Origin of the sequence: Enterococcus sp. AZ089 (genome assembly GCF_050547225.1) — a bacterium.
GTDB lineage: Bacteria > Bacillota > Bacilli > Lactobacillales > Enterococcaceae > Enterococcus_D > Enterococcus_D entomosocium.
This window is the reverse complement of record NZ_CP172954.1, coordinates 830,900-848,024: the sequence shown is the minus strand read 5'-3', so window position 1 is coordinate 848,024 and position 17,125 is coordinate 830,900. Positions and strand designations below refer to the sequence as shown.

At 41.3% G+C, this 17,125-nt stretch carries 15 protein-coding genes, 1 tRNA gene and 1 pseudogene; 4 read left to right on the top strand and 13 right to left on the bottom strand.

The window, feature by feature from the left end; translation table 11 throughout:
• Window positions 1-135: 135 nt before the first annotated feature.
• The 8 genes from IGJ01_RS03860 to IGJ01_RS03825 all read right to left on the bottom strand — a co-directional run bounded on the left by IGJ01_RS03860 (window position 136) and on the right by IGJ01_RS03825 (window position 8,041).
• Entirely contained in the window at window positions 136-873 is a 738-nt protein-coding gene (locus IGJ01_RS03860; RefSeq protein ID WP_034872439.1) for a MurR/RpiR family transcriptional regulator, read from the bottom strand.
• Between the two features lie 42 nt (window positions 874-915).
• Window positions 916-1,722: an MBL fold metallo-hydrolase gene (locus tag IGJ01_RS03855; RefSeq protein WP_005231151.1), complete on the bottom strand. Its 807-nt coding sequence runs from the start codon at window positions 1,720-1,722 to the stop codon at window positions 916-918.
• 55 nt (window positions 1,723-1,777) lie between these two features.
• Window positions 1,778-2,632: a two-component system regulatory protein YycI gene (locus IGJ01_RS03850; RefSeq protein WP_005237391.1), complete on the bottom strand. Its 855-nt coding sequence runs from the start codon at window positions 2,630-2,632 to the stop codon at window positions 1,778-1,780.
• On the bottom strand, window positions 2,633-3,943 hold the full coding sequence (locus IGJ01_RS03845; protein WP_086372670.1) for a YycH family regulatory protein: 1,311 nt from the start codon (window positions 3,941-3,943) through the stop codon (window positions 2,633-2,635).
• Window positions 3,940-5,781 carry a cell wall metabolism sensor histidine kinase WalK gene (gene walK, locus IGJ01_RS03840; RefSeq protein WP_315043900.1) on the bottom strand — a complete coding sequence of 614 codons (1,842 nt, stop codon included), beginning with the start codon at window positions 5,779-5,781 and terminating at the stop codon, window positions 3,940-3,942. Before walK ends, IGJ01_RS03845 begins: the two co-directional genes overlap by 4 nt.
• A 3-nt stretch (window positions 5,782-5,784) precedes the next feature.
• Entirely contained in the window at window positions 5,785-6,489 is a 705-nt protein-coding gene (gene yycF / locus IGJ01_RS03835; protein WP_010747607.1) for a response regulator YycF, read from the bottom strand.
• Between the two features lie 132 nt (window positions 6,490-6,621).
• Complete coding sequence (locus IGJ01_RS03830; RefSeq protein WP_005225280.1) at window positions 6,622-7,482, bottom strand: DegV family protein; 861 nt, start codon at window positions 7,480-7,482, stop codon at window positions 6,622-6,624.
• A complete protein-coding gene (locus IGJ01_RS03825; protein WP_034872437.1) occupies window positions 7,475-8,041 on the bottom strand; it encodes a DUF1836 domain-containing protein in 567 nt (188 codons plus the stop codon). Before IGJ01_RS03825 ends, IGJ01_RS03830 begins: the two co-directional genes overlap by 8 nt.
• Before the next feature lie 269 nt (window positions 8,042-8,310).
• Here IGJ01_RS03825 and IGJ01_RS03820 point away from each other — a divergent pair.
• Window positions 8,311-8,383, top strand: a tRNA-Lys gene (locus IGJ01_RS03820).
• 152 nt (window positions 8,384-8,535) lie between these two features.
• Window positions 8,536-8,705: pseudogene (locus IGJ01_RS03815) on the top strand (ISL3 family transposase); the annotation flags it as partial.
• A 348-nt stretch (window positions 8,706-9,053) separates the two neighbouring features.
• On the opposite strand, the gene IGJ01_RS03810 reads toward IGJ01_RS03815, so the two are convergent.
• The 4 genes from IGJ01_RS03810 to IGJ01_RS03795 form a co-directional block, all read right to left on the bottom strand.
• Entirely contained in the window at window positions 9,054-9,305 is a 252-nt protein-coding gene (locus tag IGJ01_RS03810) for a type II toxin-antitoxin system Phd/YefM family antitoxin (RefSeq protein ID WP_430601423.1), read from the bottom strand.
• Between the two features lie 391 nt (window positions 9,306-9,696).
• Window positions 9,697-10,185, bottom strand: coding sequence for an AAA family ATPase (locus tag IGJ01_RS03805; RefSeq protein WP_005237399.1), 489 nt, complete (start codon window positions 10,183-10,185; stop codon window positions 9,697-9,699).
• Between the two features lie 537 nt (window positions 10,186-10,722).
• A complete protein-coding gene (locus IGJ01_RS03800; protein ID WP_430601422.1) occupies window positions 10,723-11,112 on the bottom strand; it encodes a DUF4430 domain-containing protein in 390 nt (129 codons plus the stop codon).
• An 87-nt stretch (window positions 11,113-11,199) separates the two neighbouring features.
• Window positions 11,200-13,677 (bottom strand): vitamin B12-dependent ribonucleotide reductase, encoded by a 2,478-nt coding sequence (locus tag IGJ01_RS03795; protein WP_430601421.1) that lies wholly within the window; start codon window positions 13,675-13,677, stop codon window positions 11,200-11,202.
• 141 nt (window positions 13,678-13,818) lie between these two features.
• Here IGJ01_RS03795 and IGJ01_RS03790 point away from each other — a divergent pair, with 141 nt between their 5' ends.
• Entirely contained in the window at window positions 13,819-14,358 is a 540-nt protein-coding gene (locus IGJ01_RS03790) for a hypothetical protein (RefSeq protein WP_430601420.1), read from the top strand.
• Between the two features lie 559 nt (window positions 14,359-14,917).
• Entirely contained in the window at window positions 14,918-16,345 is a 1,428-nt protein-coding gene (locus IGJ01_RS03785; protein ID WP_005225272.1) for an APC family permease, read from the top strand.
• A gap of 115 nt (window positions 16,346-16,460) precedes the next feature.
• Here the strand turns inward: IGJ01_RS03785 and IGJ01_RS03780 are convergent, their stop codons facing one another.
• Entirely contained in the window at window positions 16,461-17,099 is a 639-nt protein-coding gene (locus tag IGJ01_RS03780; RefSeq protein WP_016613761.1) for a TetR family transcriptional regulator, read from the bottom strand.
• Window positions 17,100-17,125: the final 26 nt, after the last annotated feature.

The window sequence follows — 17,125 nt, the reverse complement described above, 5'->3', positions numbered from 1 at the left end:
AAATTCCATCCACCGGCCAGTGAATTCGCTTACAAATAAATCTTAATGGATAATATTCCCCTTGCCTATAGCTTTTCTAAGTTATGAAACATGTTCCAACAAAAAAAACAGCCGAAGCTGTTTTTTTACGATCGCTTAGATTTGCTTGTAGACTTGATGGGCTAGAAGTTCGATCAATGTAATCACCGGGACTTGCGTTGTCAGGTTCAAATCGACTTCTTTTCCGCCACTTACGACGGGCATATAATACGATATATTGTAGTCTGCCATTTGGGCGATCGTCGATTTTTCATCATTGGTGATGCTGAGTACTTTTGCTCCATAGCGTTTGAAGTCCTCCGTTTGCTTGATCATTTGAATGGTTTCACCCGACACCGATAAAATGATCGCTAACGTATTTTCCATTCCGCGGGGCGGTACTGGCAAAAAGGGATCAACGATGCTATAAGCATTGATGCCTAAGTTGGCAAAATAGCGACTGCCATAGGTGCCCAGAATGCCGCTTGTGCCGATACCGGAAAACGCCACATGGCGTGCGGAAAGAATCAATTCTACTGCCGGCTGGATAAACTTACGGTAATCTTCATTATTGACTTTTTTTAAGAATGTATTGACTTGAATCGTTGCATCATAGAAAAGATCAAACGCTCGTGCGTCTTGTTCCTTTTTTTGACAGATTGCATACTTTAACTCTGAATATCCACGATAGCCCAATTTCGTGATACATCGTAAAATCGTCGACGTTGAGACGTGGCATGCAGCTGACAATTCGCGAATCGTCAGCTGATCGATCTCTTCAAAATGCTGGACAATGTATTTATAAACTGCCATTTCAAGCTCGTTCAAAGTCTTGATTTTTTCTTCATCAAACATCCCACTGCCTCCACCCAACAAATTCATCGCTCTGATGATCGATTAGATCGCAAATAATTCCGTCGCTTTGTCAGGATCGGTATCATAGACTTCAAACGTTTCTCCAACACCTAGATCATGTTCTTTCATGGTATTGACCATCGTTAAGTGCGCCAACTCTTTCAGGTTGTTTTCTTTACTTAAATGACCAAGATAGACCCGTTTGGTGTTGTCGGTCAAGATATCCGTCATGACAAGTGCGCCATCTTCATTCGATAAGTGACCGCGATCTCCAAGAATCCGCTGCTTGAGACTCCATGGATAAGGGCCCATTCGCAGCATTTCTAGGTCATGGTTGCTTTCCACAAGGTACGCATCGGCGCCTTTGATGATGCCTCGCACATGATCGCTGCAATAACCGGTATCCGTCAACATCACGAATGATTTGCCGTCTTTATGGAAACGATAAAATTGCGGCGCTGCAGCATCGTGAGAGACGCCAAAGCTTTCAATGTCCAAGTCACCCAAGGTCAGCACTTTTCCCATTTCAAAGATATGTTTTTGTTCGACAGCGACGTTACCGATCATTGGATCCATCGCTTGCCATGTTTTTGTATTCGCATAGACATCAAGTTTGTATTTTCGTGCCAGTACTCCAACACCGTGGATGTGGTCCCGATGTTCGTGGGTCACAAGAATGGCGTCCAAGTCTTCTGGTTTGCGCCCTACTTCATCCAATAATGAAGTGATCTTCTTGCCGCTCAAACCGGCATCCACTAAGATCCGCTTTTTATTGCTTTCGATATAGAGCGAATTCCCTGAGCTTCCGCTGGCTAGAATACTTACTTGAAAGGCATTTTCCTTCATCATGGTTTACGTGACTTCCTCTCTGGTTGTTTCAACGAGTTCCATTATACCCGCTTTTTTATGGATTTTCTACCTTTTGAACGGCATTATTCGTGATGATCCGATTGCTGAAGGCATTGACCGTTTCGATTTGGATGGTGTCATCGCCATCTAATTGGAAAGCAATAAACCATGCAGGAATATACACATTTTTTTCCCTAACCTTCAAAATCATCGTATAGGCTAATTCCGTCCAGAGAATTTTCGAGTGACTTGGCAGCTTGTTGTTCAGATAAAGCGTATTTACTGCTTCTTTTTCTGAATAGACCGTCATCTTTTCCCTTAGAGGCGTAATATTGGAGATATGTGTTTGCGTATAACGGGCAATCTGCAGTAGATCATCCGTTTGTTCTAAGGTGATATCGATCCGACTTGAGCTGTCATTGAAAGGAATGCCTTCATACGACTGGACCGCCACCACCGTCGGATGATTGGCGTTCAAGACAGAGAGGTTTTCCAAATAGTCATATTCATCCCCAAACAGGACTTGGTCTTTACGTTGCAAGAAACCATTGACGGTTTCTTCCGTTTGAGAATCATCACTGATATAAAAGCCATTGGTTGAGACATGGATCAACTGCTGCCCTTTGACCGTCGACCCTCTTTTGAACTGAGTATTGAGTTGCGGATTTCGTAGTTCTGCCTCAAAATCCGTCTGTTCACCGCTCAAATAATAGCCACTCAAGACCTCGTCTGATAATTCACCAGAATACCGAATGTCCTCAGAATCGAGTCGTTGTTCGATAGGAATCGTTTGGTTTGATTGTGAAACCATCTGATGCTCGCTGCGAGCCTCACTATAAACATTGAATAAAAAGACATTCAGACCAAGAAAAGCGAGGAAAAAAATCCATTCGATTCGTTTAAAATCCAATTAATTCTCCTCCGTTTCTGCTAATTTTGTCATTAATGCATCATAGCTAATCCAAGACGAGTCATAATTGACATACCAAGCAGGTGTCAAATCAACCAGTGGTGCATCTTTGATCTCCCCCCATTGATAGCCGACGATGATCTGTTGCAACAGCTCTGGGTCAGCCCCTGCCGCAATCAAATCATTTTTGACTGACAAACTAGAAGGCAATTCAATCTCCGTTTCAGAAGGAATCGGCACTTGGATCGCATTCAAGCTGGCAGAAATCGTCATTTCACGACTGCCGGTCTGACCACTTTCTGAAAAAGCGACACTGATCACCCCTTGGCCGCCAGTACTAAAAACTGGATAGCCTTCGACGAAAACCCGATAATCCAAGTGTTTGTCTTGTTGATCAAAATAGCGGATCGTCCCAAAGTTATTGCCTAGACGAATAATGTAATCCGCACTCAACATTGCCAGATCCATTTCATCGGAACCGTCTGTGGTGGTTTCAAACTTGACTTGCTGCTGATCTTGCAAGACCGTCATGTTTTGCCCACCTTCATAATAGTAGGTATCGACACTTTCGTCGTTGATCTTGACATTTTTAGGATTGCTGAAAAAGGCTTCTCGGAACAAACTCTGAGACTGTGTCGAAGAATAGTAGCTGTATTTTTTTAGCTTGATCGAATCCTGCGTATAGTATTGATTGCTAGATCGTTCTTGATCAGTCCTCATTGCCGTCCATTCCCGAGGATTGTCTGCTAGCAAGTGTTTTACTTGGCTTTTATCCCAGTCGATCTTGCCTCGAACTACTCGTTGATGGGTAAAGTCAACAAATTGGATCGTATTTTCTTCGAGATCAAACTGGATGCGAGAAAACGGAAAATCCTCTGTTTCACTTTCGTCCTCTAAGGACAGTTCTTTATCAAAGGTTTTCTCGTAATCTTTCAAGTAAAATGTCGTATAGTAGTTTAAGGATATTCCTTGATCGACCTCTTGGGCTTTCGAAAAAGCCTGTTCTTCACCATAGGTTCGCAGGGTCAAATCACTGATCGTTGCCTCGTTGATCACCTCTTGGATCTCTCGAATCACCGCTTCAGAGTTGGTTTCTTTGATATCCTCTTCATCATTCCATGTTAGATATAGGGGCAAAAACAAATCGCTTTTTTGTTTGTACGTTTGAACCGAAGGATTGACGCCAGTATCTGTTTCGGTGCTGGCATTGTTGAACCCGGTCGGATTTAGCCAAATCATATAGGAGAAATAAAAACTCAATGCGATCATCACGATTAAACCTGCTCGAATGATTTTTTCTGAGATTCTCATACCCACCAATCCTCCTCATACGGTTCATACGGCAACATAATGTAAAATGTTGACCCGCGATTTTCTCGACTTTCCGCCCAAATCGCACCGCCATGAGCTTTGATGACTTCACGTGAGATCGCCAACCCTAAGCCGGTACCTCCTTGTTGCCGGGCTCGAGCTTTATCGACTCGGTAAAAACGATCAAAGATCTTCGTGAGATCTTTTTTCGGAATTCCTAGTCCTTGGTCATTGATGCTAAGGACGATGTTGTTATGAGTCTCCATCAATTTCACCGTAATAATCCCACCATCTGGAGAATATTTGATGGCATTATTCATGATGTTGTCGATCACTTGGATCATTTTGTCCGTATCGACTTCCACCCACAATTCTCGTTTGGTGAACTCCCGACGAATCAGATATTTTTTGCTTTCATTCGTCACCATCATGTCAAAACGGTCCAACACGAAATTAACCATCTCATTGAAATTGATATATTCCAATTGCAGTTGCGAATTGCCGCTATCCATCCGCGACAAACTCAATAGGTCATTGATCATGCGAATCATCCGATCCGTTTCATCCAAGGTCACTTTTAGAAAGTTCGGTGCAATTTCTGGATCTTTCCAAGCACCCTCACTCAGCGCTTCGATGTAACTACGCATACTCGTTAGAGGTGTTCGCAACTCATGGGAAACGTTGGAGACAAATTCTCGCCGTTCCTGCTCATTTTTTTCTTGTTCCGTGACATCGTGCATTACCGCAACTAGACCGGAAATGAACCCGGACTCTCGACGGATCATGGAGAAATCGATGCGCAAGATCAGATTTGTTCCCGTCAAATCATTGCTAGGACGTTCCAAAAGCATGTCTTCAGGATTTTCCAAAAGTTTTCGCAACGTGTATTCTTCATCGATTTCCAATAACGTCAAAATCGACTGCCCGATCGCTTCTTCGTTAGTGACATTCAACAAGGACATCGCCATCTCATTGATGGTTATGACTTTGCCTCGTCGGTCGGTGGCAACAACGCCGTCTGTCATGTGGGATAAGACACTATCCAAACGATTTCGCTCGGACTCCATCGCCTCTTGAGTCTCTTCGATTCGTTCCCCTAGTTGATTGAAGGTTTCCGCCAGTTGTCCCAATTCATCTTTCCCATGAATCGCGACCTTGCGGCTATAATCTCCTTTAGCGATGCGAATCGCTTGTTCCCGCATCTCTCCAATTGGTTGGGTAATCGAACGAGAGACCAATAGTGCCACAATGATCGAAATCACTGCCGCAATCAGCGAGGCGGTAACAAAAATGACCGCCGTCGTACTGACTTCATTGTACTTTGACTCTAGATTGCTCCGTAAATAAAGGGTTCCTAAAACGGTATCCCCTGTCGGTGATTGGATCGACTGGACGATATTGAACACCCGCTGACCGCTGGATTCATCATAAAGGACTTCACTGCGGTTCGTATCGTAATCACGGTAATCATTTTTTTCTCCCACCGAGCCACGATCATTGATATTGGTGGTTGCACGAATAATCCCTTGCTCATCCACCACCCGCATCTCCAAAATTTCTGAAGAGTTGGTACTCGTTAAGATTCGATTCAGGGAAGCATTCATGGAATCCCAATCCAACCCGTCTTCATTATCCATGCGACTCAATTCAGAGCCTAATGTCACCACTAACGTGCTGGCCCGTGCCTCCATGTCGCGTTTGAAGGCATCGACCGTTGTTCTTTCCAATTCGCGAATAAAATACGCCCCGATAATCTGGATCGCAATCAATAAGATCAAGATAAAAGTCAGGGCGATTTTGAAGTTCACCGATTGAAAAAAGCGAACCTTATTTTTCATAGCTTATTCCTGTTCTGGGTTCCGCAAGTAATAGCCCACTCCGCGACGAGTAACCAAATAGTTTGGATGGCTCGGGCTGTCTTCGATTTTTTCACGCAAACGGCGCACCGTCACGTCAACGGTTCGGACATCACCAAAGTAGTCATAGCCCCAGACAGTTTGCAATAAATGTTCTCGGGTCATCACTTGACCAAGATGTTTTGCCAAGTAGTGCATCAATTCAAACTCCCGGTGCGTCAGTTCGATGGCTGCACCATTTTTAGTGACCATGTAGGCATCGGGATGAATCGTTAAATCACCAATCGTTAATTCGCTGTTGGCATTGTCGTCTGCTTCCTTCGCAGCTGCCGAGCCGCGACGCAGATTGGCTTTGACGCGGGCCACCAATTCCCGGTTTGAAAATGGTTTGGTTACATAATCATCCGCACCAAGCTCAAGGCCTAGTACTTTATCGATTTCAGAATCTTTGGCTGTGACCATGATGATTGGCATGTCATGGGTTTTGCGCACTTCCCGTGCAACTTCCAACCCATCCATTTTTGGTAGCATCAAATCAAGCAAAATCAGATCAGGATCGACCTCGGCTACTTTTTCTAATGCCTCTTCTCCATCATAGGCGGTATATACTTCATATCCTTCTTTGGTTAAATTAAATTTGACGATATCAGAAATTGGTTTCTCATCGTCCACGACTAGGATCTTTTTCAAAAATGTCACCTCAATTTTTTTTGGTTTCTTACTTATTATACATTATTTAAACGGGCTTTTCATCTTTCCCAAAAACCGCGGCCTTATTCTTAAGTAAAGCACAAAAAAAGAAAGGCACGGGGCCTTTCTTTTTTACTCTTCTAAAAGCTGGATACCGATCCCTAACAACCCAGGACCCGTGTGGACGACTAATGCGGGAGAAATTTGTCCAAATAAGATTTCTTTGACCTTAGGAAATTCGGCTTCTAATCGTGCTTTCATTTCTTTGGCTTCTTGCAGTGCATCACCTTGCGCCACAGCTAAACGCACATGGCGATGATCACCGATGAATTGCTTGATCAAGTCAACGGTTTTGTCCAAGCTTTTCTTCCGTCCACGAGATTTTGCGACCGTATAGTAGATCCCTTCTTCATTACAAGAGATAATTGGATTCAATTTCAAGGCATTGCCTAAGATGGATGCAACCAGACCGATGCGGCCGCCTTTTTGTAAATACTCTAAGGTAGCTACGTTGAAAAAGACTTTGTTTTTCGGCACTTCATTCGTTAATTGTGCCCGCAGTTCTTCCCAAGTCACGCCTTTTTCTAACAGTTCTGCTGCACGAATCGCTTGCAGCCCTGCACCGATTCCGATATTTTTCGTATCAAGCACGAAAACCTCAAGATCCGTCCGTTGTTCACCTAACAGGCGAACAACATTAAACGTTCCACTCAATCCGCTGGAGATGGTTACAGCAAAGACTTTTTCATACCCATCGGCTTTGATCCGATCAAAGATTTCCCCGATCGCCGCGCCATCAGGTAATGAAGTACTAGGAATCTCTTGCGGCAAACGTTCGTAAATTTCTTCGGCAGTAATATCAACTTTATCGGTATAGGTCCGATCCTTGTAAATAATTTGCAATGGCAGCATATACATGCCGTATTGCTCCATGATCTGTGCGGGAACATCGGTACCTGAATCAACTAATAGGGCAATTTTCTCTTTATTCATGGGCTTCTCCTTTATGTGTTTCTAAATAAATGACTTCTAATTCGATGGTTTTTTCTGCCAACAATTTATTAGCAAAGGAACGCGTTGCACCTTTCATGGCCACTAATTCAATCGGGATTGGTTCCGATGCCATTTGCTCGGGCTCTCCCATTGCTTCTTTGCCAACAAGATGAATTGCTTTTTCTTGTTCTTCACAAAATACATTATAGGCATTTCTGATTCCGACAGCTTTCCCTTGAAAAAGGATGCCTGTCTTTATTTCTGGAATCGTCAACACTTGCTTCAGCATCGTGATCGCGATCAAAAATGCGAGATGCTTTTGGTTGTAACGTTTTTTTTCTGGTGCGGGGATCATCCCTTTTTTGACATAATTATTGACCATAGAAGAGGTCAATAGCGGATGTTTTTCTGTTTGGATCACAGGTGATAAATATTGGTCAATCAAAGTGATTACCTGATCCATATACAGTTCCAGGGTTGGCAACTCTTCCCACCTAGGCAGATGGAATTCCAGCAGCGATTCACCCCATGTTTTCATGTCCGATTGTAATTTTTCCATGTCATCCTCCATTTTGACGAACAGAAGGTTAGATTATCACAAACTAATCATCTAGTTTCGATAACTAGATACATTTTATCACGGTTTTCTGAGTTTTTAAAGCAATCTGATCAATCTTTTAAGAATTTCCTATCATTTGAAATTGGGGAACGAATGGTGTTTTTTTAAGATAACCCCTGTTTTCCAACTGAAAAAAGCGCACATTTTTTTCAAAAGAATGATTGATTTTTAAACACCGGAGTGCTAAGATAATGAAGTACTTTTGGTACGGGCCGTTAGCTCAGTTGGTAGAGCAGCTGACTCTTAATCAGCGGGTCGCGGGTTCGAGCCCCTCACGGCCCATTGGGTGCCAAACCCACGGAACAGGTAAATGTTGGTGCGAAAGCATTTCGAAAACATTTATGCTGTTCCATTTTTTTTGTTTATTATTATCACCTTGCGAATAAAGGGATTTTTTTTGATAAGAGGATTTCTTATTTGAAGAGGTCTGTGTAAAACTTCAAAAACTTTTGAGCGATGAAGAAGGCATCTCAATACGATTCTCTCCCTTACTCAAACGATGACTCATTTACCGATCACGAAACGAGTATTCTACAGATTTAAATCATTTGAGAACATGAGAATTAGAATCATTTTGATCAATCAACTAATCAAAGTAAGCTAACAAAAAATCTGAGCCAGAATGCTATTTATTCTGACCCAGATTTGATTTTGTACGACTCATCAGTCCTTATTGACAAAGAGTCGAAATAGTTTAGCATATTATATCCCACGTTCATAGTGTGACCAAACAGAGAGAATCGTGATCGTTTTACTCTCTTCTTCCACGCTGTAACCAACCTGTGTTTGATATTGAGACGTCTTGAACAGTAAGGTAATCCTGGTAATTTTTCGTAAGGCGGCGGTGTTTGAAAAAGATTTTCCTTAATGACTTTGATCAGTTCATCAAACTTACTAGTTAGATTGATACTCTTCAATTTAGACAAATCTTTGCGAGCATTCTTTTTGATCTTTACATTCTATCCCAATCAATTTCACCTAAGTCTTCACTTTCTTCATTCTCAAAGTGTTTGATCCGATCAAGTACACCCACATTTTGTAAGTTGAGCAGTTCTTGTAAGGAGTTCCAATCGCTCTTACTAATCATGCTGACGCTTTCTTCCTCTTTTGTACTCGCAATTTCTACAGGTTGACTGTCAGCCACAACATGCTTAATGATTCCATAAAGGTTTTTTCTTGCATTCGTTGGTGTAATTACTTCCATGTTTTCTCCTCCTTCTATTTAAAAATCTTAAGCATATTATAACGTACGTAAATAAAGAGGAAGAATATACTTAATTTTTCTTACAAGTCTTCAAGTCTTTTAGTAATCGTTTTTTGTGCCGTAATTTGTGGTTTCGATTGCTCAAATTGGTTACTGTTTGCCGTCCTATTTACCAAATGGGCGGTTTCTTGTATTGATTCTTGGTCTTTAACAGCTGCCATAGTCATTTTGTCTTCAGCGGCTTGCTTTTTGATCCGTTTATTAATCGAAGAATGCAACAAGAAAAGAAATTGCCAATCACTGTTTTGCTTCTAGTATGACTGTCCTTTGTGTCCTGCACAGTAATAAGACTAAATGTATTGAAAAGGAGTAAAAACATTTTGATGCTACTTCATTTATTCTTTTGCTCAATCACTACTTCATCTTCATTTATCGGTTCTTCGAATCCTGAAAAAAACCGTTGAAGGATTTCTTCTGTAATAGGAAAAGCGGAATTTGCAGTCTGGACTTTATTTCTGATCGCTAATCGTTTTCGTAAAGTGTCATAATCAGCTTTTAGATAGATTACTTTAATCGTCACATCATATGCTGCCAGTAGTTCTCTATAAGCGTCTCGGTGACTTTTAGCCCAAAAACTAGAATCGACAACTACGTTTTTTCCTTCTTGAACAGCCCTTACTGTAAGCTCTTTCAATTTAACTGAAGATAATGACGAAACTTTTGCATATTTTTCCGAAGGGTAATCAACACCATAAACGCCATAGTCTTCCCAAATTAATTCATCTATTGCTAATCTTACATAACCTTCTTGCTCTTTTTGTTTTGAGTAAGTGGTTTTGCCTGCACCACTAACGCCACACATCAAAAGTACCTCAACCATTATTCTCCTCCTACCTTTTCTGATCAATAAACAAAGAGAACGAAAAAACCTTATTTGTAATCAACGCTCGTGTTTTAGACCACTGTTCGCCACCCACATCTGATGATACAATGATAACATTGTTTTTATGAACAACAAGCAGATTGGGAAACAATCGCAAGAAAAATAGGAAGTAAAACCATATATTAGAGAATAGAAGCGTTAGCCACTTAAGCTAACGGATAATCAAATTTTTGTCCATTTCCACTCTACTATAAAAAAATTATTTTCTACAAAAAAAAGGAACGCAAGCCAAAATACGAAAGAAACATCATGGCTAAAACTTATGTATGTAATGGTATCTTTATTTCTATTATTCCAATTTTAAAATAAAATAAGCCACCACTCCAAACTATGATAGAAAAACAAGAATAGACTCTTGAATAGAACTTGAATGCAAAACTACCTCCAAAATCAACGCAAGAGTCTATCTGTATAGATAAAGATCTTTATGTGCAAGTTCTTTTGCACCAATAAAGATCCTTAGAATCAAACAAATCAGAATGCTTTCAAATCAAATGTAATGATATCATTGTTTTTTAAAATCAACTCTTGTGCCCCTTTATCGGTCATTTCGTCATTGACGGTATAGACCCAAAATAGATTGGCTTTTTGATCTTGGCTGATGCCGTTGATCGAGGTGATAAAGCCATCTTTTTCTTTGATTGCAAAGTTTTCTTTCATTACTTCCAGCAGCGACTCATTTTCTCGGAACATTACTTCTTTTGAGGTCACAGCTTCTTGATTTTGGATGACGATCGTAGCTGTTCCTTGTTCTTGCTTCAAGGAACTTTGCTGCGTGCTTTCTGGCGTTACACTTGCCTGTTGGCACCCTGTAGCGACGAGTAGTGTGCTCACTAGCATGAATACGACAAATACTTTTTTCATCTATTTCTTCCTCTCCAATAGTCAAAATACTAATCGTTTTTCTATCCAATATGCGGATAAGAGTTATTTTATCAATCCCGTTTTTTCTTAGAGCCCGCATTTTAATTGGATTTTACAGTTTGTGCAGGTACTACAGCCGCCGATTTCCTCAATGGTTCCTTCATGGCAGATGGGGCAGATTTCACCAGAGACGACGGGTTCATCTACTTGAACGACAGGCAGCGGTTCAACTTGTGCGGTCAGCTCATTTTCTACCGCTTCTAAGGTAAGTACTTGTGAATCTCGGCTGCCATCTACATAGACGGTTCCTCCTTTGGCTCCTCCTTCATAAAGATCTCGATAAACCTTGGCTACTTGGCTTACTGTATATCCTTTTGGTGCATTGACCGTTTTTGAAATGGAGCTATCCACCCAACGTTGAATGGTGCATTGCACACCGACATGTTCTTCGGGCGTCAACTCCATAGCGGAAATGAACCATGCCGGCAACTGCGCTTTGCTTCTTTCAGGATGATCCATCAGGTATTCGTCAACGATCTCCGCATTGATTTCAATAAACTTACCTAGTCGACCGCTTCTAAAATAAGAAAAGGAGTAGTAAGGTTCTAAACCGGTTGAAACTCCCGTCATCGTGCCTGTCGATCCTGTTGGTGCAACGGTCAAAAGATGAGAGTTACGAATGCCGAATCGCAGCACGCCTTCGCGGATGTGCGCTGGCATTTTTTTCATGTATCCTGTATCGACAAATTTCTTCCGCAACGCTTGCGTCTCTTGGTCATTTTTTCCAATCAGGAAGGGAAAGCTGCCTTTTTCTTTCGCCAATTCAATGGATGCCTCATAGGCAGTGACTGCCATTGCCTCGAAAATTTGATCAACGAATTGATTCCCTTCTGCCGATCCGTATTTTTTCCCACAGTAGATCAATAAATCTGCCAAACCCATGATCCCTAATCCAACACGTCTTTCCCCTTTCGCCTGCTGCTCATTTTTGTCAAAAAAGTAAGGCGTTGCGTCAATAACATTGTCTTGGAAACGAACTGCTTTTTTCACGGTTTCTTTTAGTTTGGCAAAATCAACGGTGCCTTTCTGGCGATCCGCCATGTTTGCGAGATTGATAGCTGCCAAGTTACAGACGGCATAAGGGGTTAGGGGCTGTTCACCGCACGGATTGGTTGCCACGACTTTTTGTCCGTATGCTGTAGCATTCGTCATCTTGTTGGCATTATCGATAAAGAAAATACCAGGCTCAGCAGAATACGTTGCACAAAAAGTAATCAAATCCCATAACTCACGAGCTTTGATCCTTTGATAGGTTTTGACTTTATGACCAGCAGCTGCCCATTCTCGCACATCCCCGACTTCCGCCCATTTTGCATCATATTGCGCCATCTCTGCTTCTGAATAATTGTCAATATCTGGAAAGCGCAGCTCATACCACCCATCTGTCTTCACTGCTTCCATGAATTCTCCTGTCAAGCAGACTGAAATATTCGCACCAGTTAAGAAATCACTTTCTTTTACCGTATGGCTGCCACCTATTCGCAATTTTTCTTTTGCCTTTTGGATCATGTCATTATGTTCCTTATCTGACGATTCAGGCAGTTGCGCTAGATAAGTGAACATTCTTTCTTCCATTTTTGTCAAAGGATCAAATTGCAGTTTTTCATTGATCAGTTGTTTGATTGCCGCATTCGTGACTGTTTTTTTCAGGTGAAGCAATACAGCAGGATTTTGAACTTTAGAAAGAATAAACGTAAAAATATCTGGATGCCAATCTGCCATCATAATCATCTGCGCTCCGCGACGACTACCTCCTTGTTCGACAAGGTTCGTCAAGTTCGCCAAATCATTCAGCCAAGAAACTGCCCCAGAAGACCGACCACTGACGCCGTGGACCACACTTGATTTTGGTCGCAAGGTCGACCCATTGGTTCCAACCCCGCCACCACGACTCATAATCTCCATGACTTCTTGTCGATGGACAGCAATCCCTTTTCGGGAATCATGGATGAAAGGCATCACAAAGCAATTGAAGTAGGTAACTTGAGAATTTGTTCCTGCTCCATAAAGTACTCTGCCTGCGGGAATTAGGTTTTGCGCCACGATTTGTTGGTAAAACGTCTCAAGGAAGCGCTCCTGGTCATGGGACTCGTTGGCAGAAATCCCTTTGGCAACACGATGCGCCACTTGCTCAAAAAAGAGTTCTAACGGTTTTTCAATGTCACTTTTTCTTCTTTTCACAAGTCCACTGGCTTGTTCATCAGTATCTTCTAACGCTGAACGATAGGCCTCTTCCACTTCGATAGAGACTAGTTCCCCATCGATTGCTTTCACAATGCCGATTCCTCGTGCAGGATATTTAGGATCAGCTTTCGTTGTCAAAATCACCAAATCATCCTTACCCAACGTTTGATGGGTTTGATCCTTGAATGAGTAACGATCCAACATAATCAAACGAGCGATTCCCTCAAATGTTTTGGTCATTTCCGGTGTGATCGCCGAAACTTCTTGGAACAACTTGATATCCTCGTTCAATTTCTCAATCGTTTGTTTTTTGTAGTCCATTTCTTTCCCTCTCCTTCTAAAAACACAACATATTGTGCTCCGTTTTTATTATCGTACTATATACTGTGTATTTCAATCTTGAATTATATTATTTTCCATGTATAATGAGAATGATTATCAATTAGAAAGTCGGCGATTTTCATGCTTCCTCCCCAATCCAAGGTATTCTCCGTTCAAAGAATTTCTCATTTAGCACTGCTCACCGCAGCGTGTATCGTTGGACGGTTGGTTTTTGTCTTTATCCCTAACGTTCAGCCTATGAGTGCCCTTTTATTTTTAGTGGCTTTTTCTTACTGCTTAACCGATGCGTTGATGATTGCCTTGCTAAGTTTGCTCGGAACAAATATCTATTTAGGCATGGGTCCCTGGACGATCAGTCAATTGGCTGCACTTACCGGCACCATCGTTCTTTTTCAACAGCTTGGAAAAACCCCGATCATCAAGAAAAATCGTATCCTGCAAGCTTTCTTTGCCTTTCTTTGCGGACTTCTTTATGGCTTGATCGTTTCGTTGATGGAGGTTTGGCTGTATCAGTTTCCTTCGTTTCTTGCCTATTACCTTCAAGGACTACTGTTCGATTTCTTCCATGCCAGTGGAAACTTCGTCTTTTATTTGCTTTTATGGCCAGTATTTGAGCGAATAACACCCAACTCCTATAAATTGAAGAAAAAAAACCAGTGATTTCGATGGAATGAAGAATCCGGCTAACTTTGTTTTCGTGTTTCTTTGAAAGAATGTTAGCGTAAAGTTATTGTTAGAAAAACAAAAAAGCTACGACTACTCTTCTGTTTCCTTTGCTTAAAAATCTATCCAAAAAGTACCAGTGAAAAGCTTTTCGAAAGGGTTTCTTTCATCTTTATGCGTCCATTCATTTAAATGAAACGTTCTCTATTTCATCCACGCCCTTGACCGAATGTAGTAGCATTTCTTTCAGATTATTAATGAATGATGATGTTTGCTTTTTCTATCATCAGAAATTTATTATTTTTTTTAAATAACAATTTAATTTTTCTTGACCAAAAGAATTCAGAGGTTTATCCTAACTATGGAAAATCAATGACTGGATAAAAAAGAGCAGCTGAAATTTTTTTATTCAATTTGACCTTTGACATTTGTGAAAAAGTGCATAAGAAACTTGATAGTGATCAAGCGCTTATGGAAAGAAATTTTTTTCTCACTAAATTTCAAAAAACGCTCTATTTTAACCAGTCAGAAAAATCATTTTAAGAAGGAGAAAGCGATGAATGAGAAACAATTACGCTGGTATAATATTGCGCTGATGGCGTTCGTCTCTGTTTGGGGACTGGGAAATGTTGTAAACAATTACGCTCAACAAGGATTGACTGTTGTTGTTTCGTGGCTATTAATTATGGCTCTTTATTTTGTACCCTATGCATTAAGTGTTGGTCAGTTAGGATCGACCTTCAAAGAGTCAAGTGGTGGGGTCTCCTCATGGATCAAAGAAACCTCAACAAAGCGGTTGGCTTTTTTTGCTGCTTGGACTTATTGGGTCGTTCACGTGCCCTACTTGGCACAAAAACCCCAAGGAATCTTAGTATCCTTGAGTTGGTTATTTAAAGGAAATGGTACATTTGTATCGACGATGGGTTCCATGGAAGTCTCGTTGATTTGTTTAGCTATTTTTCTATTCTTTTTATGGATTGCCTCTAAAGGATTGACGACCTTAAAAATGATTGGGAACATCGCGGGAACAGCCATGTTCGTGATGTCGATTCTTTTTATTCTTTTAGCAGTCACCGCTCCAGCAATGACTGGTGCTGAAATTGCTACACCAAACATGTCATCTGTTTCAACCTATATCCCTAAATTTGACTTTACCTATTTAACCACGATCTCGATGCTGGTATTTGCGGTAGGCGGCTGTGAAAAAATCTCGCCTTACGTAAATAACACAAAAAATCCTGCAAAAGAATTTCCAAAAGGCATGATCTTTTTAGCCGGTATGGTGGCGTTATGTGCCTTGCTCGGCTCGATTGCTATGGGGATGCTTTTTGATGCCAACCATATTCCAGAAGATTTGATGGTCAACGGCGCTTATGAAGCCTTTCAACGACTTGGAAACTTCTACGGAATCGGCAACTTCTTTGTCATTCTTTATTCCATCGCCAATGCGTTGGCGCAAATCTCTGCTTTGGCCTTTTCAATTGATGCCCCATTGAAAATATTACTGTCTGATGCTGATTCAGAATTTGTACCAAATGGCTTAGCAAAACTAAACAAAAAAGGAACACCAGTAAATGGATATATTATGACTGGTATCCTGGTAAGCATTTTGATCATTATTCCAGCACTAGGAATCGGCAATATGACCGAACTGTACCGTTGGTTGCTGAACTTGAATTCAGTTGTCATGCCACTGCGTTACTTATGGGTCTTCTTAGCCTTTATGCTAGTCAACAAACACGCCAATCGCTTTACTTCCGATTATAAATTCGTGAAAAACACCAAAGTTGGCTTTGGGATTGGCTTATGGTGCTTCTTGTTCACGGCCTTTGCCTGCATTTTAGGGATGGTTCCTAAGCTTGATTATGCGGCAGATCCGCAAGCTTGGTTCTTCCAATTGGCCTTAAATATCATTACGCCGATCGCCTTTCTTTTGATTGGCTTGATCTTGCCAATCATTGCGAAACGTGTAAATAAAAAATAATCATTTGCTCAAAAAAAAGGTGTCCGACAACTATTTCGGTTGTCGGGCACCTCTTTCTTTGTAAATGAACTTCTCCGCCGCGTGCGGTATTTGATCCATCCTCTTGCCGAAGCGTTCATTCCTCTTTGTTGTACTCTTTGTTGTCCTTTTTGATTCCATACTTGATCCACTGCACCTTATAGCGGAAATCTTTGATCAGCTCTTTTGCGGTCCATTCATTCGAAATAAAATCTGTCAGACTATCCATCACGACCGCCATAATAAAGTAAAGGAAACTGACGGCTTCTTGCGTATCATGGATCGTGAAGCGATTTTCTTCCAACAGCTCCAACCATTGGCGAATCATGGGCGAATCGTCAGGGATCGCATCGCGCTTCGTCCAGGCATTGCTTTGGGTACATAAGTGGATCATTTTCCAATGATCATCTTCAGGTGACCATTGACTGCACCAAGCCAAGTATTCTTCGATCCCTTTGAAAAAATCATTTTTGTTGCGATTGATAAACGTAAAAATCGCAGAATGGATTTGGTTGGAATAGTTGGTGATCGCATAGTCATAGGCATCTTCTAAGTTTTGAAAGTACTTGTAAAACGCCCCTCTAGAAATGTGCGATTTTTCGACGATGGCAGAGACCTTGACTTGACTGATATGCTTGCTAAAAAATTCTTCTAAAAGCACGGCATCGATTTTTTCTTTTTTCTCTTGTTTTAAATGAAAAAATGTTGTACTTGGCAAGGGATTCTCCTCCATCATTCGCAATCTACTCCCTCTATTATAAA